General features: G+C 59.7%; 23 protein-coding genes and 1 other RNA gene. 13 read left to right on the top strand and 11 right to left on the bottom strand.

All coding sequences use genetic code 11. The annotated features are described in order from the left end of the window. Window positions 1–95 precede the first annotated feature (95 nt). A complete protein-coding gene (locus tag E0486_RS12465; RefSeq protein WP_131852514.1) occupies window positions 96–1,115 on the top strand; it encodes a Smr/MutS family protein in 1,020 nt (339 codons plus the stop codon). Window positions 1,116–1,221: 106 nt separating this feature from the next. On the opposite strand, the gene E0486_RS12460 is transcribed toward E0486_RS12465, so the two are convergent. Together E0486_RS12460 and E0486_RS12455 are read right to left on the bottom strand one after the other, a co-directional pair. After that, on the bottom strand, window positions 1,222–2,586 hold the full coding sequence (locus tag E0486_RS12460) for a CHAT domain-containing protein (protein ID WP_131852513.1): 1,365 nt from the start codon (window positions 2,584–2,586) through the stop codon (window positions 1,222–1,224). Window positions 2,587–2,595: 9 nt separating this feature from the next. Beyond that, window positions 2,596–4,299 carry a caspase family protein gene (locus tag E0486_RS12455; RefSeq protein WP_165917315.1) on the bottom strand — a complete coding sequence of 568 codons (1,704 nt, stop codon included), beginning with the start codon at window positions 4,297–4,299 and terminating at the stop codon, window positions 2,596–2,598. Between the two features lie 161 nt (window positions 4,300–4,460). Here E0486_RS12455 and E0486_RS12450 point away from each other — a divergent pair, with 161 nt between their 5' ends. From E0486_RS12450 to E0486_RS12440, 3 genes are all read left to right on the top strand, one after another. After that, entirely contained in the window at window positions 4,461–5,069 is a 609-nt protein-coding gene (locus tag E0486_RS12450) for an OmpA family protein (protein ID WP_131852511.1), read from the top strand. 20 nt (window positions 5,070–5,089) lie between these two features. Further along, window positions 5,090–5,566, top strand: an RNA gene (rnpB, locus tag E0486_RS12445) — RNase P RNA component class A. Between the two features lie 111 nt (window positions 5,567–5,677). Beyond that, window positions 5,678–6,370, top strand: coding sequence for an SIR2 family NAD-dependent protein deacylase (locus E0486_RS12440; protein ID WP_131852510.1), 693 nt, complete (start codon window positions 5,678–5,680; stop codon window positions 6,368–6,370). 57 nt (window positions 6,371–6,427) lie between these two features. Here E0486_RS12440 and E0486_RS12435 read toward each other — a convergent pair whose 3' ends face one another. From E0486_RS12435 to E0486_RS12425, 3 genes are all read right to left on the bottom strand, one after another. Beyond that, the gene (locus E0486_RS12435; RefSeq protein ID WP_131852509.1) at window positions 6,428–6,763 is read right to left on the bottom strand and encodes a cupin domain-containing protein; all 336 of its coding nucleotides are present in this window, start codon (window positions 6,761–6,763) and stop codon (window positions 6,428–6,430) included. Continuing rightward, entirely contained in the window at window positions 6,760–8,274 is a 1,515-nt protein-coding gene (locus E0486_RS12430) for a saccharopine dehydrogenase C-terminal domain-containing protein (RefSeq protein WP_131852508.1), read from the bottom strand. The genes E0486_RS12435 and E0486_RS12430 overlap by 4 nt, the downstream gene beginning before the upstream one ends. Before the next feature lie 91 nt (window positions 8,275–8,365). Next, window positions 8,366–9,220, bottom strand: a complete 855-nt coding sequence (locus E0486_RS12425; RefSeq protein ID WP_131852507.1) for a hypothetical protein — start codon at window positions 9,218–9,220, stop codon at window positions 8,366–8,368. Between the two features lie 220 nt (window positions 9,221–9,440). Between E0486_RS12425 and gyrA the strand changes: the two genes are divergently transcribed. Together gyrA and E0486_RS12415 are read left to right on the top strand one after the other, a co-directional pair. Beyond that, a complete protein-coding gene (gene gyrA, locus E0486_RS12420; protein ID WP_131852506.1) occupies window positions 9,441–12,041 on the top strand; it encodes a DNA gyrase subunit A in 2,601 nt (866 codons plus the stop codon). A 37-nt stretch (window positions 12,042–12,078) separates the two neighbouring features. After that, complete coding sequence (locus E0486_RS12415; RefSeq protein WP_131852505.1) at window positions 12,079–13,323, top strand: hypothetical protein; 1,245 nt, start codon at window positions 12,079–12,081, stop codon at window positions 13,321–13,323. Between the two features lie 188 nt (window positions 13,324–13,511). Here the strand turns inward: E0486_RS12415 and E0486_RS12410 are convergent, their stop codons facing one another. The 5 genes from E0486_RS12410 to serA all read right to left on the bottom strand — a co-directional run bounded on the left by E0486_RS12410 (window position 13,512) and on the right by serA (window position 18,538). Further along, entirely contained in the window at window positions 13,512–14,435 is a 924-nt protein-coding gene (locus tag E0486_RS12410; RefSeq protein ID WP_131852504.1) for a TIGR01777 family oxidoreductase, read from the bottom strand. A gap of 11 nt (window positions 14,436–14,446) precedes the next feature. Beyond that, entirely contained in the window at window positions 14,447–15,259 is an 813-nt protein-coding gene (locus E0486_RS12405; RefSeq protein WP_131852503.1) for a DCC1-like thiol-disulfide oxidoreductase family protein, read from the bottom strand. Between the two features lie 40 nt (window positions 15,260–15,299). After that, the gene (locus E0486_RS12400) at window positions 15,300–15,803 is read right to left on the bottom strand and encodes a GbsR/MarR family transcriptional regulator (protein ID WP_131852502.1); all 504 of its coding nucleotides are present in this window, start codon (window positions 15,801–15,803) and stop codon (window positions 15,300–15,302) included. Between the two features lie 172 nt (window positions 15,804–15,975). After that, window positions 15,976–17,283, bottom strand: coding sequence for an NAD(P)/FAD-dependent oxidoreductase (locus E0486_RS12395; protein ID WP_131852501.1), 1,308 nt, complete (start codon window positions 17,281–17,283; stop codon window positions 15,976–15,978). 28 nt (window positions 17,284–17,311) lie between these two features. Beyond that, window positions 17,312–18,538, bottom strand: a complete 1,227-nt coding sequence (gene serA / locus E0486_RS12390; protein WP_131852500.1) for a phosphoglycerate dehydrogenase — start codon at window positions 18,536–18,538, stop codon at window positions 17,312–17,314. 175 nt (window positions 18,539–18,713) lie between these two features. Between serA and E0486_RS12385 the strand changes: the two genes are divergently transcribed. The 7 genes from E0486_RS12385 (at window position 18,714) to E0486_RS12355 (ending at window position 24,373) form a co-directional block, all read left to right on the top strand. After that, window positions 18,714–19,889: a serine hydrolase domain-containing protein gene (locus E0486_RS12385; RefSeq protein ID WP_131852499.1), complete on the top strand. Its 1,176-nt coding sequence runs from the start codon at window positions 18,714–18,716 to the stop codon at window positions 19,887–19,889. 163 nt (window positions 19,890–20,052) lie between these two features. Beyond that, window positions 20,053–21,570 (top strand): NAD(P)H-hydrate dehydratase, encoded by a 1,518-nt coding sequence (locus E0486_RS12380; RefSeq protein ID WP_131852498.1) that lies wholly within the window; start codon window positions 20,053–20,055, stop codon window positions 21,568–21,570. A gap of 67 nt (window positions 21,571–21,637) precedes the next feature. Beyond that, window positions 21,638–22,246 carry a hypothetical protein gene (locus E0486_RS12375; protein ID WP_131852497.1) on the top strand — a complete coding sequence of 203 codons (609 nt, stop codon included), beginning with the start codon at window positions 21,638–21,640 and terminating at the stop codon, window positions 22,244–22,246. Window positions 22,247–22,285: 39 nt separating this feature from the next. Further along, window positions 22,286–22,759 carry a DinB family protein gene (locus tag E0486_RS12370; RefSeq protein WP_131852496.1) on the top strand — a complete coding sequence of 158 codons (474 nt, stop codon included), beginning with the start codon at window positions 22,286–22,288 and terminating at the stop codon, window positions 22,757–22,759. Between the two features lie 22 nt (window positions 22,760–22,781). Beyond that, window positions 22,782–23,297, top strand: a complete 516-nt coding sequence (locus tag E0486_RS12365; protein WP_131852495.1) for a GNAT family N-acetyltransferase — start codon at window positions 22,782–22,784, stop codon at window positions 23,295–23,297. 25 nt (window positions 23,298–23,322) lie between these two features. Continuing rightward, the gene (locus E0486_RS12360; protein ID WP_131852494.1) at window positions 23,323–23,724 is read left to right on the top strand and encodes a VOC family protein; all 402 of its coding nucleotides are present in this window, start codon (window positions 23,323–23,325) and stop codon (window positions 23,722–23,724) included. 46 nt (window positions 23,725–23,770) lie between these two features. Further along, window positions 23,771–24,373 carry a peptidylprolyl isomerase gene (locus E0486_RS12355; RefSeq protein ID WP_131852493.1) on the top strand — a complete coding sequence of 201 codons (603 nt, stop codon included), beginning with the start codon at window positions 23,771–23,773 and terminating at the stop codon, window positions 24,371–24,373. Window positions 24,374–24,489: 116 nt separating this feature from the next. Here E0486_RS12355 and E0486_RS12350 read toward each other — a convergent pair whose 3' ends face one another. Next, complete coding sequence (locus E0486_RS12350; protein WP_131852492.1) at window positions 24,490–25,230, bottom strand: DUF6261 family protein; 741 nt, start codon at window positions 25,228–25,230, stop codon at window positions 24,490–24,492. Window positions 25,231–25,718: the final 488 nt, after the last annotated feature.

Genomic DNA, 25,718 nt, shown 5'->3' with positions numbered 1-25,718 from the left:
CGGGACGTTGCGACTCTGCACCTTGGCATGCCAACTTCCATTCTTCTTTTCTTCGCGGTTCAAAACCCTTCTTTTCCTTAACCTACCTTTACACTATGAAATTCGAGATCGGTGACAAGATCGTGGTGCGCGCCACCAACGAAGAGGGCGAAGTGATCGACATCATGAACGAGAAAATGGTCATGATCCAGGTGCGGGGGGTGAAATTCCCGGCCTACATCGACCAGCTGGACTTTCCCTATTTCAAGCGCTTCACCGAAAAGAAGCTGTTCGAGCCGAAGAAGGAAAAGACCTATATCGAGAACGTGCGCAAGGAAAAGGCCCCGAAAGAGCGTGTCGTGGACGGTGTATGGCTTTCCTTCCTGCCCAAGTTCGACGTGGATGAATTCGGCGACGACGTGGTGCTTTCCCTGAAGATCTACCTAGTGAATCATACCGAAGACGAATACAAGTTCACCTACAAGCAACTGTTCTTCGGCCGGAGCGACTTCGACCTCAATGGCGTGCTCCACGCGTTCGAAGACTTCTACCTGCACGACATTCCCTTTTCCGACCTGAGCGACAGCCCGGTGTTCTCTTTTGAATTTTCGCTCAAGAACCCGCAGAAAAGCAAGGCCGACTACCACGAATACACGCTTCGCCTGAAGCCGAAACAGCTCTTCGACCGCATAGAAAAGCTGAAGCAGGAGGGAGGCGCCACCTTTACCTTCAAGCTGTTCGACAATTATCCGAAAAAGGTGGAAGAAGCGCCCGTCGATTTCGGCTACCGCGCCCACGCGGGTGCGCCGATCTACGATGCCAGCGATGCGCGGCGCCACCTGCCGCCTGCCCGCACCGTGGTGGACCTGCACATTGAAAAACTGGTGGACGACCACAGCGGCATGAGCAACACCGCGATCCTCGGCATCCAACTGAAGGAATTTGAAAAATGGTATGACCTGGCTTTAGCGCATCGCCTGCCCAAGATGACCGTCATTCACGGCATCGGAAAGGGCCGCCTCCGCGATGACATCCACGACATCCTGCGCCGTAAAAAAGAGGTGAAATCCTTCGTGAATCAATACATGGCCGACTTCGGGTTTGGTGCGACGGAGATTCATTTCCAGTACAAATAACGTGAGGCGTGAGCCGTAAGCAAATACGCCTTTTACGAAGAACGGATGCCATTGGCATCCGTTCCTTCATTTCCGCGCGTCGCGATTCACGGCTCACGCCTCACGATCAATGTACCAGGTCCATAAAGCTCCAGTCGACGCGGGGCTTTGTCTTCTGCAATTCCCGGAGCGTTTGTGTAAAGGCCGCATCGGCATCGAGCGTCCTGGCCAGGTTGCGATAGAATTGAGTCATGAACTCCATGGTCTCCTTGTCGGGGATGGCCCGGTTGGAAAGTACCATGGCTTGGATACCCTGGCGCAGCAGCGCCAGCGTGAGTCCGAAGGGTGCCGAGGAATGCTCGCTCCGGTCTTCGCCCGAAAAGCCGGTACCCGAAAAACAGGTGCTCAGCACCACCAGGCGGATATTGCCCACATTGAGCTTTTTGAAATCCATCGTCGTGAACATACCGCCTTCGTTGGCGTAGTCGACGCTGGCGTTCTTGCCGTTGGCGCCGGCGAGTACAATGCCGGTAAACAGCAGCGGGTATGAACCTGCGGCAAGACCGAAGCGCTGGCTGCCGGCAGGCGGAAAATAAAAGCCATGGGTGGCGAGGTGCAGGATGTCGTACGGCGTTTTATTCACTGCTCCTACGAACCGGCTTTCCGTGGCGGCGCAGGAGTCGAGCACGTCGACCTGGTGCGCGCTTTTCAGCAGCGCGGCGATGTTGCGGATCTCCACGCCCGAGCCGGGAAGCGCGTCCCAGTAGTGCTCGGTCTCACCACCGCAATCGTAGGCTACATTGCCCAGCAGTAGCACTTTCATCTTTTTCGGAAACAGGAGCCGGTTATGGCGGCTAAGGAAAGAGGCGGCAGAATGCAGGCGTACCAGGTTGTATTTCTCAAAAAGAAAACGACCATCGATGCCCTTCAGAAATTTCAGGTTGGCGAGGTTGAGATCATTGCTCGTGGAGTAATAGATCGTTTGCGCGCCATCGAGCTTGGGCTCCAGGTGCGCCAGGAGATTTTTATAAGCCATATAGGACCCGGCGGCCTGTGCGTTGCCGACGTCGATGCCCCGCGCGTTGGCCTGCTTCACGCTCGTGCCGCGCTCCTGCAACCGCGGAATGATCACCACCTCGGGCAGCCCGGAGGGCCGGATGATGGAGGTAAGAAAGCACTCCTTGTCATTGAACTCGGTAAGCAGAAAGTCGACGAACAGCTCTCCCGGGCGCAGGCGCTGCTGCACCAGCCGCCAGCTCACCTGCGCCAGCGAATCGGGCTTGCGCTCCACGCTTACATAAAACTGGTCCACCTTGGCCTGGATAAAATCGGAGGCGTCGTATTCTTCGGCCGAAGAAAAACTCCAGCCGTCCGAAACCTGGAAAGAGCCCCCGGCAGACTGCACCGTATCGATGGTGGTGGAAACTGAATCCCATTGGGCGAAGGCGGGCAGTGAAAAAAAGGAGAGCAGGGGGAGTAGAAGTTTCGTCATGCCGTTGGTTTATTGGTAATCGTTTTCGCGCGGCTCGGGCTGGTTGCGCGTTTGTGCCTTTTTGAAATAAAGGTTGGCTTCACCTTGCAATCCTTTCTTTTCGTAGCAGCGACCGAGGTTATAATAGTAATTTGAAGCGTCGGGTGAGAGGCGGGTGGCCGTCTGCAGGGCACGGATCGCTTCGTCGTACTGGCCGAGGCCGAAGTGGGCCACGCCCAGCGCGTTGTAGGCGGCACCGTCGCGCGGCAGCAGGGTCACGAGGCGATTGAGCGCAGCAATAGCTTTGGCAGGATTCATTTCGATGTAACAATCCCCCAGCTTGCGGTAAAGCGACGGCTCCCAGGGAGTCAGCTTCAGTGCGCTGTCGAGCAAAGTAGCGGCACGTTGTAATTCAGAGGCGGGAAGGCGTTCGGCGCCGCCGTGTTGGGCGGCGTAGGTAACGAGGCAGGCTTCAATAAAAAGGCGTTCGCTTTCAAACTGGTCGCGGAGGGCTTTACGGCGGCTGCAGCTGTTGCGGGCGGCTTCCAGTTCCGAACGCAGCACCTGGAGCTCCTCTTCCGGGAAGCCTTGCTCTTTGTAAAAGCCGTCGAGGTACGTGCGATAATGGCTTTGCACCGCCGCCAGCAGGCGCAGGCGATAGCCCTCGAGGTAGTCTTCGGGGGCCAGGCGCAACAACCGCCGGTAAAGGCCAAAGGCGGAGGCGGAGGCCGGCGCTGTCAGCTCCCGGCGATCGATCGCTTCCCCGAATTGCAAGCTCAAAGCGCGAAACTCGGAGCTGCTCGTATCGACGGCCCCTTTGGCTACCGGCGCGCCGCCGCCTTTGGGCGCGGCCGCAACCGGGTGGGGGCGGGCCGGTTTCGCGCTCTTTTCCACGCGCGCCACCACAAACCGCGGATCGCCTTCAAACAAAGGCGTTTGCTTACCGCCCGTCTCGCGGTTCAGGTTGTCTTCCAGGTAGGAGCGGAGTTCTCCGATAGTCAGGTCAAACGGCGCGTTGGCGTCTTTGCGCACCAGTCCTTTGAGGCCTTCGGTGAGGTAGTAGGAAAATACACCGCGGCCACCGCCCCAGCGGGCATCTTCATAGCTGAATTCATCGGGCATGCAGGATAGGATGCGCACGACGTTCTTCCAGCCTTGTTTCAGTTGCAGCGCCGTGTTTTCCACGCCGCTGCGGCCGCCGCTCAGGTTGCCCGAATGGCAGGCGTCGGCAATGAGCAGCGTCTTGACCTGCTGCTCCGACAGTCGGCGGAGAAACTCGTTGAGCAGGCTGCAATCGAGGTATTGGTCGGGGTAACGGAGGTAGTTTTTGTTGGGCGCCCGGTTCAGCAGCAGGAGTGCGTTGTCGGACAGCTTCGACTCCCAATCACCGTGCCCCGAGAAGTAAAACAGGAACTGGTCGCCGGGTTTCAGCTCGTCGGCGATGGCATATAGGCGGTCCACAATGTTGATCCGTGACGCTTCTTCGTTCACATAGCAGAAAACCTGGCTCGCCGGGAGTCGCTGCACCTGCACCAGGTAGTCGGCGAGGGCCCGGGCGTCGGCGGGAGAGTAGCTGAGGCGCGGCAGGTTCTGGTAGTCGGCCACACCCACGATGAGCGCGTAGGTTTTTCCTTTGGCCGCACTTTTGGCGGCCGGAGCCGATACGCCTTTTGCCTCCTGGGCCCGGAGGCCGCCGGCAACAAACAGCAGGATCCCAAGCAGTACGTTTCGCACAGCAGTAGTTTTAATGGTACTGTAAAAATACAAGAATTAAAAAAAGAACCTATATTTTCATCAGCCACCAAAACTGTCTTATGCGCCTTTACCGATTGCTGGGATCCCTGTGCCTGCTCGTTACTATCCATTCAGTTGCCCATGGGCAGTAAAGCCCCGAAGTGCTCGTCAAAGCCGTTGTGCTCAACTCCGCCGGCAAGCGCCTTCCCGGCGAAGAGATCCATTTCGTTCGGCGCGACAACCGCCAGGTAACCAAAGCCCTGAGCGACGCAGACGGGAGCTTTCAGGTAAAGCTCCCCGCCGGCGCGCCTTTCAGCGTTCGCATCCGAACACTGGCCGATACGACGGTGTATTCGGACTTCGATACGCCGCAACCGCGCCAGGACGATTATGCCCTGCGGGCGCTTTCCATAGAGATTGAATTCGACGCGCCGCGGCTCTACACATTGCCTGACGTGCTGTTTGCCAGTGGAACCGCCCGGCTCCAGGCGGCGATTTTGCCAACACTTGATGGGATAGCTTCCTACATGCGCAGGCATCCCACCGAACGTTACCGCATCGGTGGTCATACCGACAACATTGGCGCTGCGGCAGCCAATAAGCAACTATCCGAACTGCGGGCACAGGCCGTACGGGCGTACTTGCTGCGCAAGGGCGTGCAGGCAACACAATTGGAGGCGAAGGGTTTCGGTGCTAAAAAACCGGTAGCGGATAACGGTTCTTTAGAAGGACGTCGGAAGAACCGCCGCACTGAAATTGCCATCCTGTAAAAGCGGCGTACCTTTGCGACACTGCAGGCCGCGCTATCGATCCCAAACTTTCAGGTTGGGGTAGGAAAGTCCGGACAGCACAGGGCAGCGCATCCCGCTAACGGCGGGACATTCCGGCGGCAGAGCCGGGATCGAGACAGTGCCACAGAAAATTGGAGCCTGAGCTCCGGGGGCAACCCCGAAGCGTGTGTCCGCCCGCCTTCGTCCGCCCACAGGCGTACTGCGGCGGGGAGACAGGGTAATCGTGAAAATGTGGGGTAAGAGCCCACGGCGTTGCATCGGAAGGTGCTTCGCGGGTAAACCTTGCGCGCTGAAATGCCATGTATAGGAACAACCTGAGGCGGCTCGCTTCATTCTCCGCAAGGGGAAGTGTTCCAGGGTAGGCAGCTTGAGGCGGCCAGTAATGGACGTCCCAGATAAATGATAGCGCTCTGACCTGCCTGCGCCCCGGCAAAGGCAGACAGAGACAGAATCCGGCTTACAGGCCTGCAGTATTTTTTCCCGCCCTAGCATCAGCCAAGGAGGGAGTTTATCGGTTTATCAGTTAATTGGTAACTTGTTCGTCGACAAGGTTTACTCATTACTCATCTACTTTTCACCATTCACCATTGCCCAGAAAGAAACTGATCGTACTCACCGGCGCCGGCATCTCGGCGGAAAGCGGGCTGAAGACCTTTCGCGACAGCGACGGGCTCTGGGAAGGTTACGACCTCGAGGAAGTGGCCACACCGCGGGCCTGGAAGAAGAATCCCGGGCTTGTGCTCGAATTCTACAACATGCGCCGCCGCAATGTGATCGACGCCGCACCCAATGAAGCGCACCACACCCTCGCGGAGCTGGAGCAGCATTTCGACGTTACCATCATCACCCAAAATATCGACGACCTGCACGAACGCGCGGGCTCGTCCAACATCCTGCACCTGCACGGCGAGATCCGCAAGATGCGCAGCGAAAAAGACGAAGCCCTTATCTACCCCATCGATGGAGATATTCGCCTGGGCGACACCGCCGGAGACGGCGCGCAACTGCGGCCACACATCGTTTGGTTCGAGGAGCCCGTCCCGCTCATCACCGAAGCGGCGCGCATCGCGGGCAGCGCCGACCTGTTCCTGATCGTCGGCACCTCGCTGCTGGTATACCCGGCCGCGGGCCTCGTCGACTTCGTGCACCCGGCCCGCCCGAAGTTCATTGTCGACAAAAAAGTGCCTGCCACCGGCCTGCGGGAACTTACCGTGATCGAGGCCCCGGCAACGGAAGGCATGCGCCTGCTCCGGGAAAGGCTGCTGGCGGAATATTGCTGATAGATTTCCGTGAAAATTTCGTCTTGCGGCGCGGAATGGAAACCCTGTCTCCAGACGTTAGTCCGGGATTTTTTCCCCGCCATCGGGTCCATAGAAAATGACCCAGGCGGCAAAGTCGTGGGAGAAATCTTCGAAACGATGTTTCATGCCCGCCGGAACAAAAAGCACATCGCCCTTTTGAAAGGCGCTTCGCTCAGCATCGCGGACAAAAGTTCCGTGCCCCGAGGCAACGATATAGAGCTCGTCCTGCCGGTGCGGCTGCTGCAGGTCTTCGTGCATCGGCGCATACCATTCCACGACGAGCGTACCCCGCTCCAGCAACGTCACAAAAGGTTGTCCTCCACTTTTCGAGAGCAGGCTTTTTGCTTCGTCCAGCGAGACCTGATTTTTCATGATACAGACCGTATTTCTTCGGTAAAAGAGACGCCCCAATGCTGCAATTCGGCAAGCACCGGGTTATAAAAAGAAGGCGTCACCGGGATGTGCAGGCCGCGCTCCTGCAGCGATCCGTTGAGAAGCAGCCGCGCGGCAATGCCCAGCGGCAGCCCGACGGTCTTCGCCATGGCAGTGTGGTGGTCGTCGGCGCCCTCGAGTGCGAAGGAGCTGCGGGCCATATAGTGTCGACCATTGAGCTCGTAGCCGATCTCGTGAAGCATCACCACCAGGTCGCGGTCACCGGGCTGCAGGGCCAGTTTGCGCTCAAGGGCAAATTGCAGCACATCGGCGGCACTGCAGCGGCCGCGATTGATCTGCGTCGTTTTATCGTCGAGGCCGAGGTAGAACAACTGGCTCAGGGTCAGCTTGGCATCGTGCATTTTCATCGCAACGGTGGCGGCGGCATTGGTCTTGAGTTCCTCGATGTCCACATCTTGTAACGAGCCCGTTTCGTTGACCATCATGAACTGCTCCACCTTTTCTTCCGAAACCTCCGACACTTCCTCCTGTAGTTCTACAAGATTCATCAGGTCTTCGAGGATCTTTTTACTTACCTCGAACTGGTCGCTCATGCGCTGTTGCAGCCAGTCGCGGAAGCCGTGACGCTCGAGGTGCTCGTGGAAAAATTCAGAAAGCGTCTTACCGTTGGTATCGTAAGCAGGCGTTTCATCGGTGAGCTTCAGGTCCACCACGTTTTGCCAGCCATAGAGGAAGTCGGGGTAACGCAGGGTGGTGCGGATAAAGGTGGGGCAATCATCCAGCCCGTAGATGGGGATATAAGACAACGAGTCGCGGTTCGGGTACCAGCACATCGGGTCGTAGCCGGGCACCTGCACGAAGCGTTTTTCGGCAAAAAGCTGGCTATAGGGCATGTGTTTTTCCGCATTATCCTCGCGGTACACCGCACCGGCTTTCCCAGCCAGCACCACGTTGCGCGGGTTCCAGGAGATCTTGTAATGCCAGGGATTGTTGTCGCTTTCGGGCGCCACGAGGCCGCCGCAATGCGAATGAAAGGAGGTAATGCGACCGCCTTCTCCCTGGATATGATCGATCAGCTTTTTGGCGCTCATGTGGTCGATACCGGGATCAAGGCCCATCTCGCAAAGGAAGAGCAAACCCTTGTCGCGGGCGGCATCGGCGAGGCTGCGCATATTGTCGTCTACATAAGAAGCTGTGAGGAGATGCTTGCCGAGCCGGAGGCAGTCCTGCGCTACGAGAAAATGCAGGGTGGGGGGCAGCAGCGAGATGACGAGGTCGCTTTCGCCAACGGCGGTGGCGCGCAGATCGGCATTCGACACATCGAAAGAGCGGGCCTCGCCGGCCAATGCATGGCCGATCTTTTCCTGCGCCAGCGCCAGGTTGGCGTCGACCACCACCAGCGTCCAGTTCTCGTTCAGCGCATGCTGCAACAGGTAGTCGATGAGAACCGTCGCCGATTTACCGGCGCCGAAGAGCAGGATCTTCTTCATCACCCAAAGAAAGGGAAAGTATTTAAGTGCGAAGTCGGAAGTGGGAAGTAATATCTTCTTCGGACCTCCGACGTCAAATTTTGCAACCTGCTTAAGCGGGAGTTTGCTCCGGCGCTTTCGGCGCTACACCGGTCAGGCGGTACTTGACGCGGGCGCCGCGCTTCACCGGCGGGGCCACCACGAGGATCTTGTCGCCATGAGGGCGCAGGCCGCTGACACTATAATTTTCGCGGTGCCAGAAGGCGCCATTGGGATGCAGGAAGGTCACTTCGATATTCACCTGCTCCAACTCCTGGCCCGAGCCATTACTCACGCGGATCTGTACGTCGTTGATACCGTCGAACACGCCTTCCTTGTCGGTGTTGGTGCTCAGGGTAACGAGGCGGCGCAGTTCGCGCAGCGACACGTTGCGAAAGCCTTCCGGCGCGGGGTGGCCGAGGGTCTCGCGCTTGAGTGCATTCTGGTACTGGAAGCCGGCGGGCGCGTTGGCGCCTTCCCCCTCGGGACGTTCGGGAAGGGTGCCCGTGGCCAGCGCCAGGGCCGCGCCCTGGGTAACGGTCGTACCATTTTCGATGATCTTTTTCACCACTACGGCACTGATTACGAGGCAGCCGAAGAGCGCTACGATCCAGAACCCGCCGGCGGTGCTGCGGCGGCCGGCTGCAAAGCGAAAGGGGTGAGGCTGGCGGGTGCGCACGGGAATCTCCGGCGCCACGGGTAAGGGCTCGCCTGTTTCGGGAAGTGCGCGGGCCGTTTGCGGCGCGGCGCGGGGCGGCTCCGGCACCACCAGTCCGTTCAGCTCGGGGCGTTCGGAAACATCCTCCCAGCGCGCGCTTTCACCAGCGACCCAGACAAGGTCGCGGGGGCGCAGGGGAAGGGCTTTCAGTTCTTCCAGTCGGTAAGGGCCGGACTCGTTATTCGCACGAAGCAACAGGTACTCTTTCATAGTCAGCACAATTCGGGGTTCCGACCTTGGTAATGCGAACGGGATGCCAATAATCCGGCGCCTGCGGGGTGCCCCAACGGGGTCGGAAAGGCCCCACCCGGAACATTAACACCCCCTTGTGGATAAAGCGCCTTAAACCGGTGATAAAGAGGGGCTTTTTTCGCGGTTTTACGGGCCTAAATCGGTAAATTTGCCGACCTCATTTTTATAAGCTGAACGAATGGAAGAAACACTTTTGCCGCAAGAGACCAACGACTTCAACCGGATCATCCCCGTCAACATCGAGGAGCAGATGAAAACGGCCTACATCGACTACTCCATGTCGGTGATCGTAGGCCGCGCCCTGCCCGACATCCGCGACGGCCTGAAGCCGGTGCACCGCCGCATACTCTTTGCGATGAACGAACTGGGGATGGGCTACAACCGCCCCTATAAAAAATCCGCCCGTATCGTAGGCGAGGTGCTGGGTAAATACCACCCGCATGGCGACTCCTCCGTATACGACGCCATGGTGCGTATGGCACAGGAGTGGAGCATGCGCTACCAACTCATCGACGGCCAGGGCAACTATGGCTCGCAGGACGGCGACGGACCGGCGGCCATGCGTTACACCGAAGCCCGCATGCACCGCATCGCGGAAAGCATGATGGGTGACATCGACAAGGAAACGGTCGACTTTCAACTCAACTTCGACGATACCCTGCAGGAACCGACGGTACTACCGACACGCATTCCGAACCTGCTGCTCAACGGCTCGAGCGGCATCGCCGTGGGTATGGCCACCAACATGCTGCCCCATAACCTCAACGAGGTAGTGGACGGCTGCGTGGCTTATATCGACAACCGCGAGATCACCGTGGAGGAACTGATGGTGCACGTTAAGGCGCCCGACTTCCCTACCGGCGGTATGATTTATGGCATGGAAGGCATCAAGCAGGCCTACCTCACCGGCCGCGGCCGATGCGTCCTGCGCGGCAAGCTGCATGTGGAAACGAAGAACTCGGGCCGCGAGCAGATCATCATCACCGAAGTGCCCTACCAGGTCAACCGCGACGCCCTCTGCGACCGCATCGGCCAGCTGGTGACCGACAAGACCATCGAAGGCATCGCCCACATCAACAACGAATCCAACAACAAGGAAGGCACCCGCATCGTGCTCGACCTGAAGCGCGACGCGGTGGCCAATATCGTCATCAACCAGCTCTATAAGTTCACCGAACTGCAAACGAGCTACGGCATCAACAATGTGGCCATCTCGAAAGGCCGACCGAAGGTGCTGAGCCTGAAAGAACTCATCTCCGAGTTCATCGAGTTCCGCCACGAGGTGGTGGTGCGCCGCACGCAATTCGAGCTGCGCGAAGCCCGCAAAAAGGCACACATCCTCCAGGGCTACCTTATTGCGCTCGACCACCTCGACGAGGTGATCGCGCTCATCCGCGCATCGGCTACGCCCGACAGTGCGAAAGAAGCGCTCGTGAATGCCGGCTGGGGTCTCGACGAGATCCAGGCCAAGGCCATCCTCGAGCTGCGCCTCCAGCGCCTCACCGGCATGGAACGCGACAAGATCAAGCAGGAATACGACGAGCTTATGGAACTCATCGCCCGCCTCGAAGCCATCCTGGCCGACGAAGGACTCCGCTTCCAGGTGATCAAGGACGAACTGCAGGAAGTGAAAGACAAGTTTGGCGACGCCCGTAAAAGCGAGATCTCCTTCCTTGAAAATGAGATGAACATCAAGGACTTCATCAAGGAAGAAGACGTGGTGATCACCATCTCCCACCTCGGCTACATCAAGCGTACCAGCGCATCGGAGTTCCGCTCGCAGAAGCGCGGCGGACGCGGTGCCATCGGCAGCCGCTCGCGCGAGGAAGATTTCATCGAGCACCTGTTCGTGGCCTCCACGCACCATACGATGCTGTTCTTCACCGAGAAAGGCCGCTGCTATTGGCTCAACGTCTACCAGATACCCGAAGGGGAGAAGGGCGCCAAGGGCCGCGCTATCCAGAACCTGCTCCAGTTGGCACAGGACGACAAGATCCGCGCGGTGATCGACGTAAAAGACCTGCGCGACCTGGACTTCGTATCCGGTCATTATATCATCCTCTGCACGAAGCAGGGGGTGATCAAGAAAACGGCGCTGGAAGATTTCAGCCGCCCGCGTGCCACCGGTGTCAACGCCATCACGATCGTGGAAGGCGACCAGTTACTCGAAGCGCGCATGACCGACGGCAACTGCGACATCATGCTGGCCATCAAAAGCGGCCGCGCCATCCGCTTCCCCGAAAGCAAAGTGCGCCCCACGGGCCGCGGCGCCATCGGTGTAACCGGTATCGAAGTGGACGACCGCAACGACGAAGTGGTAGGTATGGTCTGCGTGAACCCGCAAACCCCGGAGCGCACGACGCTGGTAGTGAGTGAAAAGGGCTTCGGCAAACGTACTTCGGTGGAAGAGTACCGCATTACCAACCGCGGCGGCAAGGGTGTGAAAACAATCAGCGTGACCGACAAGACCGGCTCGCTGGTGGGTATCCTGGACGTTGCAGAGAAAGAAGACCTCATCATCACCTGCAAGAGCGGCATCACCATCCGAATGAAGGTGGCCGACATCCGCGAGCTGGGCCGCGCCACGCAAGGCGTGAAGCTGATCCGCATCGACGAAGGCGACGCCATCGCTGCCATCACCCGTATCGACGTGCAGGATGAGACCGGACTTGTGGAAGAAGGAGCGGAGGGCGCCGAAAACGCACCGCTGGCTGAGGCTGCAGGCGGTTTAGAAAACACCGATACAACGGATTCGGCCGAAACCGCATCTGAGGAATAAGAAAACCCTATTCACCCAATAAAACAATCCCACGCTAATGCGCAAATTGATTTTAACGGCATTGCTTGCCGCCGGCAGTACGGCGCTGTTCGCACAGAAGTCGGTAGATAAGGCCCAGGAGAAACTGAAGGACAACAACCTGGAAGAGGCCCGTGCAGAGATCGAAAAAGCAGCCGCCGACCCGAAGGCCGCCACAAACTCCGATTACTGGTTCACCCGCGCCCGTATTTACAACGCCATGAGCCGCGGCGGCAGCGATACAGCCGCCCTGCACCAGGCACTCGTGGCCATGCAGCACTACGTAGATCTGCAGAGCGTCATCAAAGACGAGAACAAGCAATACGTGGCCTCGATGCTCGACAACGGCCACAAAACAGCACAGGATATCTACAACAGCCATTTCACCAATGGTGTGAAGACGATCAATGCAAAGCAATACCCGCTGTCGGAATATTACTTCACCAACGCGCTCGCCGCATTCGATTACCTGAAGAAGGCGAAGCTGATCACGACGCCGTTTGACACCACGTCGACGCTCTATGCCGGCTATGCCGCTGAAAGTGCCGAGCATTCCGATGTGGCCGCGCATTATTACGGCATCATTGCCGACCACCGCGTTGCCGACACCACGATGATCGGGGTGTACCAATACCTGGTGCGTCATTACAGCGCTAAGAAAGACGCTGCCAACAAGGACAAATACATGGCGCTGGGCAGGGAGCTGTTCCCGAAAGATCCGTGGTGGAACGCCTGGGAACTGCAGAGTGTGCAGGGCGACAAGCCGGCCAAGATCGCGCAGTACGCGGAGATGTTCAAGAAAGATCCGAAGAACATGGACATTGCCGAAACCTACGTGGTGGAGCTGTTCAACTACATCTATAAAGACGCACCCGCCGATGCACTGAAGCGCCAGGACGACCTCACGGCCGCCCTCGAAACGATCCTCGCCAATCACCCGACCGACCTGCGCTGGAACCATATTTACACGCAGCACCTCACGTACCGCACCGGCGACCTGGAAGCAGCCGCCAAAGCTGTGAAAGGCACCAAGCCGGAAGACGTGAAGAAAAAACAGGAGCTCAACAAGCAGGTGGCAGCGGCGTACGACGCCATGCTGGCACAATCGCTGAAAGAAGCCGCGCTGTATGAAGGAAAAGAACTGTCCGGCTCTGATAAGGCCAACTTCAAGTTCGTGATCAACTCGATCGTGGCCGCGTACCAGTACAAAAAGAACGACGCCGAAGCGAAGAAGTGGGACGACAAGTCGAAGACCATCAAGTAAACGTTATCCAAGAAGCCATAGCAAAATGCCGGTCCCAGGGGGCCGGCATTTTTCGCTTGTTCCTTTTTGAATCAGCTGAACCCTGGCAGGAACCCGATCGCAAAGAGCTATTTAACATAATATAAATTATAGGAAAGATTGTTAAGTCGGGAGGATAGACTAACGATCTGACATTCAGTGAGCTATGTTCACAATCGCGTGCCTACAAGGTCATTCACCGCGTACGGCAGTGTTTCGAAATAAAATCGGAAGCCGCTCTCCTGTAAGCGCTCCGGGACGACCCATCGGCTCTTGAGCAGCAACTCAGCCTCCGTACCCATCAGGCGTGCCGCGATCCGAAGCAACCAGGCCGGCGCCGGCAATCCTAACGGTATCCCGCAAGCACTCCGGATCGTTTGCATCAGCACCCGGTTCGGCACCGGGACCGGCGCCGTGGCATTGATGGCACCTTTGAGCTCCGGGTGCTCGAGCAGCCATTGTACAATTCGGGCGAAATCCTGCTCGTGGATCCAGCTGACCATTTGCTTACCCGATCCCTGGCGACCGCCGAGACCGCCCAATACAAGGCTGCGGAACCTTGGGAAAGCGCCTTCGCGGCGGCCGAGCACGAAGCTGGTGCGCAGCGCCACCTTGCGTGTGCCGGGTGTTTCCGTTTCGAAGAACGCGGCTTCCCAAGCCTGGCATACATCCACCGAAAACCCGCTGCCGCAGGCACCATCGCGCTCGGTTTGCGGGCGGTCTTCTGCATGGCGGTAGATCGTTGCCGATGTACCATTGATCCAAAGAGCCGGCGGGCGGTTGCAAGCGGAAACGGCAGTGCCAAGCGCCCGGGTCGGTTCAATCCGTGAGCGAAGGATCTCCGCCCGGTTGGCGGCATTGTAGCGGCAATCAACCGGTTTGCCGCAAAGGTTCACCAGGGCATCGGCACCTTCCAGTTCCTGTGCCCAGGCCCCGGTTGTTGCGCCATCCCAGGCCACATAACGAATGTTTCGCGCTGGTGCCTGCGGCTTACGCGTAAGTACCACCAATTCGCGGCAGCTATACCGGAAATGCTGCGCCAGCACGTTTCCCAGGAAGCCGGTCCCCCCGGCCATGACTATTTTCTGAAACATAAATTGAAAGGTTAGAGGATGAAAAAAAGCACCAGCGGGCGGTACAGTACCCAGCCGGCGCTGACGGCCCAGGGCAGTTCAAGCAGGCGGCAGCGACGCAGGTGCTCGGCCAACATCAGCCCGGCAACGCTGCCGAAAACAGCCGCCGCCTCCCAAGGGTTGTGCATTTGAAAAAGGTCCAGCAGCGGCGCCAGGATCGTGAGGGCCAGGGCACCCGCAAGCGACACCGTCATCATCGTTCCCAGGTAATCCCAGCAGCGGCGCGGGGCGAGCCAACAAACCAGCGCGCCCTGCCACAGCAACTGCCCGCCGCAGACGAAATATTCCCGCCAAAAGCCGCCCGGCGGGAAGAGCCCTACCAGGCGGGTGTCATACCGGTGCAGCAAGGTTGCCGTTAGCAGCCAGGCAACCCCGATCCAGGCCGCCCGCCAGCCCCGGTGAAAAGCCGGGGCGGCGCCCGCTCCTTCTCCGGCGGCCGGCATAATCACCCGCCGGTTGTAGCTGATCAGCGCGTACGCCATCCGCATCAGCCAGGCAAAAACCGGGAACCGGAACAAGGGCCGAAATACCGGCCAGCGGTGCGCCAGGATCTTGAACAAGCTGGCAACGCCGTAGGTCACTTCACCCGTGGCTCGGTTCACCAGCGCGATCTCATTGACGGCCCGCGCCCGATCGAGCCCGGGGCAAGTTCCGGCCGGGAGTTCCTGGTAGGGTGTGCGGCCGGCGGCATCGAGCATTCCGCTCCGAACAAAGGCCCCGGTATACAGGCGGCACATCGGGCAAACAGCGTCGTACAGGATCGTATGTTCTTTTAATGTTTTCATACTTTCAATATTTATTGAAATGTATAGGTAAATAAAAAAGCTATTTCCACAGCTTTAGTACCGTTCCGAAGAACCAGTTTTCTTCCGCCTTCAGCAGCGTATCCACGCCCTGGTCCATCTTGCCGGCAAAGTCGCGGATGTCGCGGACGGTCTTCACAAAGGCCTGTGCGGCGGGGTCTTCCTTCTCCTCTACCTGCCGCAGCCCATCCAGTTCCCGCAGCAGCGGCTCGATCTCCCGGCGCTTACGCTCGCGGGCGATCCGCTTCGCCACTTCCCAGATGTCCTTTTCTGCCCGGAAATACTCTTTCCGCTCGCCCGGCACCAACTCTTTATAAATCAGGTTCCAGTTCAGGAGCTCGCGGATGTTCATATTCGCATTGCCACGCGATACGCTCAACTCGGCCATCACTTCCTCTGTGCTTAGCGCCCGGTCGGACGCCAGCAGCAACGCATGTACCTGCGCCATTGTGCGATTGATACCCCACTCGGTACCGAGGCGCGCCCATGTCTGGATAAAAGAAGCTTTGGCTTCCGCGAGTTTCATAAGACTAAGGTAAGGAAAGAAAATAAACTTTCAATTATTTCTGAAAATATTTTATTTGGGCAACCAGGCAAGCAGCGGCATTTGAACCCGGAAACGTTGCGCCGTTGCGTCGTCGTGTCGTTGCGAAAAAGGCGGCCACCCGCCACCGCATACGATTCCACCATTAGTCGGATCAAGTACCCGCCGGGTTCACCTGTGCCTGCTTCGTGGCATCGGTCGGCTGTTTGGCCCGGTAGAACTCTTTAAAAATGAGACGCAGGCTCTGATCGTAGGTAATGTAGCTGTACACCCAGTTGAGGAATACGAACAGCCGGTTCTTCACCCCGAGGATGAGAAACAGGTGCAGCCCCATCCAGATCAGCCAGGCCAACAGCCCGCGGAAATGCAGCTTCGGCTTCGGCACGTCCACCACCGCCAGGTTGCGGCCCACGGTAGCCATCGAGCCCTTGTCCTTGTACTCGTATTCGCGCAGCGCTTCGCCTTTTTGTTGCGCCCGCAGGTTGTACGCCAGGTTCTCGGCCTGCTGGATGGCCGCGGAAGCTACCTGCGGATGCCCGTTCGGGTAACGGGGCGTGACCATCGAGGCCAGGTCGCCGAGCACATAGACGCCGTCGATTCCGTGCACGCGGTTGTAACGGTCCACCGTAATGCGGTTGCCGCGCACGACGAGGCTTTTGTCGATACCGGCCGGCACGTTGCCGCGGATCCCGGCGGCCCAGATGACCATTTCCGATGCGATCGACCCGCCGTCGGCCAGCAGCACGTTCCTGCCGTCGTAGTCCTTCACGATTGTTTTCAAATGCACCTCCACGCCCAGTTTTTCGAGGTAGCGCTGCGCGTCGGCCGACGACTTCGGATCCATGGCGCCGAGGAGGCGCTCGCCGCCGTCGAGCAGCATGATCTTCATTTGCTTGAAATCGAGTTCGGGGTAGTCGCAGGGCAGCACGTACTTGCGCATTTCGGCCAGCGCGCCGGCCAGCTCAACACCTGTCGGACCACCGCCGGCGATGATGATGTTCATCAGGCGCTGCCGGTCTTCGGGCGTTCCGGCACGTACAGCGTCTTCGAAATTCTGGATAAAGCGGTGCCGCAGCTGGATCGCCTCCACCGTGGACTTCATCGGGAAGGCGTTGGTGGTCACGTTCTGGTTTCCGAAGAAATTCGTGTCGGCGCCAAGGGCGAGCACGAGCACGTCGTAAGGGATGGTTTCGCTTTCGGTGACGATCACTTTTTGCTCCGGCTGCACCTGCCAAAGTTCCTCCACTCGGATGCGCACGTTGCGGCTCTTGTGAAAGGCCTTGCGCAGGGGAAAAGAAATGTTGCTGGCGTCGAGGGCGGCGGTGGCCACCTGGTAGAAGAGCGGTTGAAACTGGTGGTAGTTGTATTTGTCGATCAGCAATACCTCGAATCCTTCCTTATTGTTCAGCTTCCGGGCGAGGCGCAGGCCGGCAAAGCCCGCACCGACGATGACTACTTTCATAGATGGGTCGTTTACAAACGCGCCCCGATCAATACAATAATCGCACCTTGACGGTCTCCGGCACCTCCTTCAGCAGGCTCAGCGCCCGCTTGGAAAGCTGCTTGTCCACATCCACTACCACGTAGCCGATCGCCTCGTTCGTCTTCAGGTATTGCCCCACGATATTGATCCGGTGCTGCGAGAGTTGTCCGTTGATCTGCGAAAGAACACCGGGCACATTTCGATGAATGTGCAGGATCCGGTGGGCACCTTCCTGCGGCGGCAGCGCGAGCGCCGGCACCGTGTGCGACCCGAGAGAAGCACCCTTTTCGAGGTACTGCAGCAGCTTGTTGCTCACATCCTCACCGATGTTTACCTGCGCCTCTTCCGTAGATCCGCCGATATGGGGTGTGAGCAGCACGTTGGACAAGCCCTGCAGCGGCGAGCTGAAGCGATCGCCGTTCTTTTCGGGCTCCACCGGGAACACGTCCACGGCCGCCCCTCCTACCTGCCCGCTTTCGAGCGCCTTGCGCAGCGCCGGAAGGTCGATCACCTCGCCGCGGGCGTAGTTGATCAGGATGGCGCCTTTCTTCATCCACTTGAGGTTGGTTTTGTTGAGCAGGTTGCGGGTCTGGTCGGTTTCCGGCACGTGCACGGTCACCACGTCGGCAGCGCTAAGCAGGGCTTTGAGGCTGCGGGCGTCGGCCGCGTTGCCCAGGGGCAGCTTTGTTTCGATGTCGTAGAAAAGTACTTTCATCCCCAGCGCTTCGGCCAGCACGCTCACCTGCGAGCCGATGTTGCCGTAGCCGATGATCCCGATAGTCTTACCCCGCAGCTCGTAGGCGCCCGAAGCTTCCTTCAGCCAGATGCCTTCATGGGCCGCCTGGTTCTTGTCGGGCACGCGGCGGATGAGCATGATGGCGGCGCCGATGACCAGCTCGGCCACGGAGCGCGTATTGCTATAGGGCGCATTGAATACCGCTACGCCGCGTTCGGTAGCGGCCCCGAGGTCTACCTGGTTTACCCCGATGCAGAAGCAGCCAACGGCCTGCAGGCGCTCGGCGGCGGCAAGAGCCCGCGCCGTGAGCTGGGTCTTGGAGCGGATGCCCAGCAGGTGGGTGTTGCGAAGCTCGTGCACCAGCTCTTCCTCCGGCAGCGCCCGCGCAAGCTTGCGCACCCCGGTGTAACCCGCACGGCGGAAATTCTCCACGGCCGTGTCGCTCACGTTTTCCAGCAGCAGGATGTTGATCTTCTCTTTGGGATAGCTGGTATTCATATTGCAAATAAAAGGCTTTAAAAGGTTCAGGCGGTTTAGCGGTTTAGGGGTTCAGCAGGGTGTTTGGAGGCGTGGTGGAGATGCATTCACAGGCCGTTAACTCCAAACCTTCTGAAGCATCTAAACGTCCTAAACCTTCCGGACCCTAACTTCGCCCCCTTTCCTATTGAAACGAATGAATCTATATAAATTGCTGCCGGTTGCCGGCCTTGGAATATCGCTGCTGCTGGGTGCCTGCAAGGGCGGCGCGAATGTGAAAGTGGAAACGGTGGATACGCTCGACAATGTGGCCCGCATGCCCGTACCGACGCTGCCGGAAGACGTCAAAAAGCGCTACCACGACAACATTGCCGCCTTCATGAACCGCACCGGCTTTCTGCGGAACTTCAACGGATCCATCCTTATTGCCAAGAACGGTGTACCGGTGTACGAATACTACGGCGGCTACCGCGACTACAAGAAAAAAGACTCCCTGACGGCCGAAACGCCCCTGCAGATCGCTTCCACCTCCAAACCCTTTACGGCCGCCGCCGTGCTGCAGCTCGTGGAGCAGGGCAAGGTGGGCCTGGACGACCTCCTGACGAAGTACTTCCCCGGCTTCCCCTACAGCGATATAACCGTGCGCATGCTGCTCAACCACCGCAGCGGACTGCCCAACTACCTCTACTACATGGACAAGCAGCACTGGCCCGACCAGCGCAAGCTGGCGACCAATGCCGACGTACTCCAGTCGCTGATGACCTGGAACCTGCCGCGCAATTACCGCGCGAATGTCCACTTCAGCTACAACAACACCAACTACGTGCTGCTGGCGCTCCTGGTGGAAAAAGTTACGGGGCAGGACTTCCCCTCGTATATGAAGAAGAACTTCTTCGAACGCTTCGGGATGAAAGACACCTACATCAAGAAGCCCACCGACCTCGAGTTCAATATGTCGTACCAGCGCAACAATGCGCCCTGGCCCCTCGACTTCAGCGACGGTCCTTACGGCGACAAAAACATTTACTCTACCCCACGCGACCTGCTCAAGTGGGACCAGGCCTGGTATGCCGGCCTCGTGATCGGCCCGGCACTGACCGACTCGGCCTTCACCCCCAACAGCAACGAGCGCCCTTCGATCCACAACTACGGCCTCGGCTGGCGGCTCCTCTCCGCCCCCAACAACAAAAAGGTGATCTACCACAACGGCCATTGGCACGGCTTTAATTCGGCTTTCGCCCGCCTCGTGCAGGAAAAAGGCACCGTTATCATCCTCAGCAACCGCTTCAACCCGGCCGTGTATCCCTTTGCCCGCGCGCTGTACAATGCGTTCGGCAACTACGACGGCAAGCAACCGGAAGGAGAAGAATAGGAAACGTGAAGCGTGAGCCGTGAGGCGTGAATCACGATGCGCGGCACCGAGAACGGAAGCCTACGGCTTCCGTTCTCGGTTAACGGCGTTTGCGCTCACCACTCACGCCTCACGCCTCACGCCTCACGCCTCACAAACTCCCTCCCGCAGCTACCTTTAAGAAATGAAGATCTTCTCCGCCGCCCAAACCCGCGACTGGGACGCGTACAGCATCGCACAGACCTCCATTCGCTCCATCGATCTCATGGAGCGGGCCGCCGAGGCCTGCACCCGCTGGCTGCTGGCGCGGTACGGGGCCGATACGCCCTTTCACCTCTTTTGCGGCAAAGGCAACAATGGCGGCGATGGCCTCGCCATCGCCCGGTTGCTGCACGCTCGGGGCCGCCGCGTAGCGGTGTCCGTGCTGGAGAACGGTAAAGATGGCTCCTTCGACTTTGAGGAAAACCGCCGGCGGCTCGCGCAGGCGGGTGTCCCCCTGCAGGCGGTCGGACCGGGCCTGGCCTGGCCCCTGCTGAGCGCGGAGACGGTTGTGGTGGATGCGCTCTTCGGCACCGGGCTGAAGGGGCCGCTGCAGGGCGCCGCCGCGGATGTCGTGCGATTCCTGAACGGCCACGGGCGCGCCATCATCAGCATCGACCTGCCCAGCGGGCTGGATGCCGATGCTTCTTCGGCAGGCGGGCCCGTGATCCGCGCAGCCCATACCCTCACCTTCGGTGCACCCAAGACCGGCCAGCTGCTGCAGGAGTCCGGCGCCTTTGTGGGGCTCCTGCACGTGCTCGACATCGGCCTCTCGCCCGCCTTTGCGGCGCAGACGCCGGCGGATTACGAATTCGTGGACGAAGCGCTGGCCCGGAGCCGCTTCCGCCCACGGCAGCCTTTTGCCCACAAAGGCACCTACGGTCACGCCCTGCTGCTGGCAGGCGGTTACGGTAAAATGGGCGCCGCCGTGATGGCCGCCCTCGCCTGCCTGCGGGGCGGCGCCGGGCTCCTCACCTGTCACAGCCCGCGCTGCGGCTATCCCGTGCTGCAAACCACGGTACCTGAGGCGATGTTTTTACCCGACGATTCCGAAGAACAGCTGACCACGCTTCCCGCCGACCTCGACCGCTATACGGCCATCGGGATCGGCCCCGGGATCGGAACGTCAACAGAAACGACCGGCATGCTGAAAGCCTGCCTGGAATCCGCCCGCCGGCCCCTCGTGCTTGATGCCGACGCGCTCAACATCCTCGCGCGCAACCCCGGCCTGCTGCCCCTGCTGCCCGAAGGATCGATCCTGACCCCGCACCCAAAGGAATTCGACCGCCTGTTTGGCGCGCACGCCTCCGACTTCGACCGTGTGACGACGGCCCGCGCGCAGGCAGCCGCACTACAATGCATTATCCTGCTCAAGGGGCACCATACCTTCATCGCCACGCCCGCCGGGCCGGGTTATTTCAACAGCACGGGCAACGCCGGCATGGCCAAGGGCGGCTCCGGCGACGTACTCACGGGCCTGCTGACGGCACTGCTGGCGCAGGGCTACGCGCCAACCGATGCGGCCCTGCTCGCTGTATGGCTGCACGGTAAGGCCGGCGACATCGCCGTGGAAAAACAATCGTACGAGAGCCTGCTGCCTACGGACCTGGTGGCCCAACTCGGCGCTGCCTTCCGCTGCCTGTACCCGGTACCCTTTCCCTAGCGCCATCGCTTCGCGTGTACGAAAACACGCCGCATGCGAACGGCAACGGAAACACTAACTTCCGGTTATGAACACCCGCACGTTCCTGCTGCTCTTCCTCCTGCCGGCCTGCGCCGAAGGACCGCACGAAAATCCGAAACCCGCTGCACCGGCGGCTTCCTCCGCCACCGATACCCCCCATCGCAAGGCCTTCGTGGCAGACAGCCCGCAGCGCATTGACTCCATCCGCGGCGATTTCAACGGCGACGGGCAGCCGGAATGGGCCTGGCTCGTGCCACCCGCCTACGACAGCGACTCGATGGAATGTGCCGACGGCGCCTGCGTGGCGTCGATCCGCTTCTCCGACAGCCGCCTGCCGTCCCTTCCGGTAAAGCAATGCATCGGCGGTACTCCCGACAACCTCGGCGACCTGTATGGCGATGGCCGCGATGTGCTCGGCCTGCACCCGGACTGGTTCACCAGCTGCTGGCATGGCTACTATACCTGGACCTTCCGCGCCGGCGGCTGGAAGCCCGCACTCGACACCTTGTCCACCCACTGCATCCAGTGGGACGAGGGCCAGAAGCCCGTGGAAAAGATCCCCGGCCGCCCGGGCTGGGCCACGGTGCGCAGGAGCGAAAGCACCGGCGACTCCATCGTGGTGCGCACCGAAGCGCGGCCCCTGCGGCAATATTGAACCGGCAAACCTGATTACCCTTCTACTAAACACCCTCCCATGACCATCACCCAACACATCGCCCAACAGGTACGCCAGCTCTATTTCGGGGGCAACTGGACCGAGGTCAGCCTGCGCGAGGTCCTCGCCGGCGTCGGCTGGCAGGAGGCGCTGGCTGCCGGAGCCTCGGCCAACAGCATCGCCGCCCTCACCTACCACATTCACTACTACGTGGCCATCCAGCGCCGAGTGCTGGAAGGGGGCACCCTCGACGGCCGCGACAGCGATGCCTTCCGCCACCCGCCCATTGCAAGCGAGGGCGACTGGCAGGCCCTGCTGGCCCGCTGCTGGAGCGATGCCGAAGCCCTCGCAGCACTGGTGGAAGACCTGCCCGACAGCCGGCTCGACGAAACCTTTGTGGCGGAAAAATACGGCAGCTGGTACCGCAACCTCCTTGGGATGATCGAGCACAGCTACTACCACCTCGGGCAGATCGTGCTGCTGAAAAAAGCGCTGGCCGGAACACCGTCCTGAATCTGTACCGCATCTTTGCCCCATGACCACGATCCGACCCGCCACACCCGATGACGCCGCCCTGCTGTCCCGCCTCGCCGCCGACACCTTCGTGGAGTCGCACGGGAGGAGCGCCGCGCCGGACGACATCGAAACCTACAAGCGGGAGAAATACACGGAAGCCATCCTGCATGCCGAGCTGCTCGATGCGTCGAACCACTACCAGCTGCTGTTTGACGGCGACGAAGCCGCCGGCTTTTCGAAGGTGGTGTACAACGAGCCCTGCCCGGGACGCGCCGAGCAACCACTGGCGAAGCTGGAGCGGCTCTACCTGCTCGCATCCTTTCACGACCGGCGCCTCGGCGGCACCCTGTTCGACTTCGTGGTAGCCGAAGCGAAAGCGGCCGGGCAAAAGGGCATCTGGCTCTACGTGTGGACCGAAAACGAGCGCGCCCTGCGCTTTTACCGGAAGAAAGGTTTCGTGGAAGTGGGCCGCTACGACTTCCGACTCTCCCCCACCCATACCAACCCGAATTACCGGATGCTGCTGCTGTTTTAGCCGCAGCGTCCCTAACTGCTGAACGATGAACCAATACATTGCACACATTGCCCTCGTGGTACGCGACTACGACGAGGCCATAGGCTTTTATACGGAGAAACTGGGCTTCCGCCTGCTGGAAGACACGCGCCTTTCCGACAGCAAACGCTGGGTACTGGTGGCGCCGCCCGGTGAGGGGGCCTGCGCCCTGCTGCTGGCTCGCGCCGCCGACGAAGAGCAGGCATCCCGCATCGGCAACCAGGCCGGCGGCCGCGTGTTCCTCTTCCTGTACACCGACAACTTCCAACGCGACTACGAGCGTTATTCCGCCGCGGGCGTGCGCTTTGTTCGCGAACCCATAGAAGAACCCTACGGCACCGTGGCCGTTTTCGAAGACCTGTATGGCAACCGCTGGGACCTGCTGGAGCCGAAAGCAGGAATGAAATAATGCGTCCCACTCCCAGCATTTCAACACCGTATAAACACAATAGCAGATGAAAAAGATCCTGCTGCTTTGCCTCTTTGTACTGCCCTTCGTTGTACAGGCCCAAACGGCCGTGCAACTGCTGGCATCAGTTCACAGCACCAACGACGCTGAAATATTGATTGCCCGCTACCCGCGACGCAAGCCCGAACTGTTCCGCCTCGATTCCGGTACGGACTCTACCGCACTCAGTGGCGCCCTGTTTGCGAAAAAAGCCGGCTACACGTTCCGCTTTGAAGGCTATTGGTACAAGCTGCTGAAAAAAGATTTATTCCCTGAATTCCACGTGTCGTATATCTACCTGGACGGAAGCCAGCTCCCGCTTGCACGCATCGACAGCCTGCGACAGGTGATCATGAGCCGGTATCGTACCGGCACGCCCTTCGCCGACCTCGCCGCTGAATATACCATGGACGGCAACAGCACCGGCGTTCTGGGCTGGCGCCGCGAAGGGATGCTGGTTAAAGAGTTTGAAACGGCCGTGCGGCAACACCGTCGTGGGGACCTGTTTACCGTGGACCTTCCCGAAAGAAACTGGTACTACGTAGTGCTGAACACCGACGACGAACGTTCAGGCTCCGTGCTGACATTCTTCCGGATCAAAGAAGATTAATGCTCCTTAATGGACCGCAAACAGGTCCCGTACGACTCTTCTCCTCCACCGCCCTCCGCGGTTCCACTCCATAATAAAGCCCCCCGCAAAGCGGGGGGCTTTTAAAATTTGCGCACTCACGCAGTTGCATCCGGTGCCTTCGCCGCTTTGGCGCGGCCGGCGCGTTGGGCCAGCACGTGCTGCTGCGATTCGGTGAGCAACTGGATTTTCCCGGCCAGCTCGCCCAGACCGGCATCCCCCATAATGATGGCGGCGTTGAGGGTTTTAATGAATCCATCGTAGGCGATGGCCGTCGCCCCGCGCTGCTGCTTCATGGAAAGGAGAAACTCCTTCTGCTGCTGTTCGTCGTTGCGGTCGATGAAGCGTTCGCGGAAGCGGTCGTTGGCGGCCTTCAGGGGCGCGATCCAGAGGCCGGCGCCGGTGGCGGTGATGGCGGCATGCAGTTCGGGACGGGCAAGGTCGGCAAGCAGCGATTCGATCGTTGCCGACTCCTTGGAGTAAGGCATGCGGGCAACTTCGGCCGCAGTGCCGTAATTGTCGATGCAGTGTACCAGGGCGGCGCCGTGGCCCACGAGCGCCTCGTTGTTGTGCCAGGCAAAGGCGCGGCAGAAGGCCAGCAGGCCGGTGTAGAGATCGTCGCGCTCCTCGTCGAGCAGCAGCAATTCGCCGGTGAAGAGCGAAGAGGGATCGGCCTTGTGCATCGCCTCGAGCTCGGCGAGGCGCGTACGGAGCACGGCTACCGTTTCGGCCAGCTTCGGCGGCAGCGCGCCCGATTCGGCGACGGTTTGGAGAACAAGGGACAGGAACTCGATCAGTTCGGCATTGTGGAGGCGCCAAAAACCCATTCGATGTGTCATAAGCAGTGGTTTTATGTAGCCTTAAATTACGGGGAAAACAGCAATGGGCACCCGAAAAAACCGGTAGCTTTCTCATCGCATTGAAAATCAGTTGCAAATAGGAGATACAAACGGGCCGGCCAGGTACCGGGGCCGTCGCCGCGGGGCTGTACGCGGTGCAACCAGGCAGCAACAGCTGTCGCCGGCGCCCTGCGCCTATGCGACCGGGTAGCGACAGCTGTTCCCGGGGCTTTCACCGGGTGCGGATGGGTAGCAACAGCAGTATCCGGCAGCTTGCACGGGGTGCAAATGGGTGGAAGCACCGGTTACCAGCCCTTGCCGGCGGTGCAACAAGGTAGTGGCGCCCTGAGCCGGCCTGCGGCAGGGGGTGCGACCGGGAAGCGCCGGGGCCTGTTGGGTGTTTGCACCGGGTGCCGCTCCTGTAAGTGGCAAAAACAAAGTGCCGGCCGGCCCATGAAAAACCCCGTCCGCGGACGGGGCTTCTGCTT

It is taken from the genome of Flaviaesturariibacter aridisoli (assembly GCF_004343705.1).
GTDB lineage: Bacteria > Bacteroidota > Bacteroidia > Chitinophagales > Chitinophagaceae > Flavisolibacter > Flavisolibacter aridisoli.
This window is presented reverse-complemented; position numbering and strand designations above follow the sequence as displayed.

Excerpts from the sequence above, each read along its gene's own strand:
- E0486_RS12465 (WP_131852514.1), top strand. The coding sequence starts at position 96 with ATGAAATTCGAGATCGGTGACAAGATCGTGGTGCGCGCCACCAACGAA.
- gyrA (WP_131852506.1), top strand. The coding sequence starts at position 9,441 with ATGGAAGAAACACTTTTGCCGCAAGAGACCAACGACTTCAACCGGATC.
- E0486_RS12375 (WP_131852497.1), top strand. The coding sequence starts at position 21,638 with ATGAACACCCGCACGTTCCTGCTGCTCTTCCTCCTGCCGGCCTGCGCC.
- E0486_RS12385 (WP_131852499.1), top strand. The coding sequence starts at position 18,714 with ATGAATCTATATAAATTGCTGCCGGTTGCCGGCCTTGGAATATCGCTG.
- E0486_RS12410 (WP_131852504.1), bottom strand. The coding sequence starts at position 14,435 with ATGTTTCAGAAAATAGTCATGGCCGGGGGGACCGGCTTCCTGGGAAAC.
- E0486_RS12430 (WP_131852508.1), bottom strand. The coding sequence starts at position 8,274 with ATGAAGAAGATCCTGCTCTTCGGCGCCGGTAAATCGGCGACGGTTCTC.
- serA (WP_131852500.1), bottom strand. The coding sequence starts at position 18,538 with ATGAATACCAGCTATCCCAAAGAGAAGATCAACATCCTGCTGCTGGAA.
- E0486_RS12380 (WP_131852498.1), top strand. The coding sequence starts at position 20,053 with ATGAAGATCTTCTCCGCCGCCCAAACCCGCGACTGGGACGCGTACAGC.
- E0486_RS12365 (WP_131852495.1), top strand. The coding sequence starts at position 22,782 with ATGACCACGATCCGACCCGCCACACCCGATGACGCCGCCCTGCTGTCC.
- E0486_RS12350 (WP_131852492.1), bottom strand. The coding sequence starts at position 25,230 with ATGACACATCGAATGGGTTTTTGGCGCCTCCACAATGCCGAACTGATC.
- E0486_RS12405 (WP_131852503.1), bottom strand. The coding sequence starts at position 15,259 with ATGAAAACATTAAAAGAACATACGATCCTGTACGACGCTGTTTGCCCG.
- E0486_RS12355 (WP_131852493.1), top strand. The coding sequence starts at position 23,771 with ATGAAAAAGATCCTGCTGCTTTGCCTCTTTGTACTGCCCTTCGTTGTA.
- E0486_RS12415 (WP_131852505.1), top strand. The coding sequence starts at position 12,079 with ATGCGCAAATTGATTTTAACGGCATTGCTTGCCGCCGGCAGTACGGCG.
- E0486_RS12360 (WP_131852494.1), top strand. The coding sequence starts at position 23,323 with ATGAACCAATACATTGCACACATTGCCCTCGTGGTACGCGACTACGAC.
- E0486_RS12425 (WP_131852507.1), bottom strand. The coding sequence starts at position 9,220 with ATGAAAGAGTACCTGTTGCTTCGTGCGAATAACGAGTCCGGCCCTTAC.
- E0486_RS12435 (WP_131852509.1), bottom strand. The coding sequence starts at position 6,763 with ATGAAAAATCAGGTCTCGCTGGACGAAGCAAAAAGCCTGCTCTCGAAA.
- E0486_RS12460 (WP_131852513.1), bottom strand. The coding sequence starts at position 2,586 with ATGACGAAACTTCTACTCCCCCTGCTCTCCTTTTTTTCACTGCCCGCC.
- E0486_RS12395 (WP_131852501.1), bottom strand. The coding sequence starts at position 17,283 with ATGAAAGTAGTCATCGTCGGTGCGGGCTTTGCCGGCCTGCGCCTCGCC.
- E0486_RS12400 (WP_131852502.1), bottom strand. The coding sequence starts at position 15,803 with ATGAAACTCGCGGAAGCCAAAGCTTCTTTTATCCAGACATGGGCGCGC.
- E0486_RS12370 (WP_131852496.1), top strand. The coding sequence starts at position 22,286 with ATGACCATCACCCAACACATCGCCCAACAGGTACGCCAGCTCTATTTC.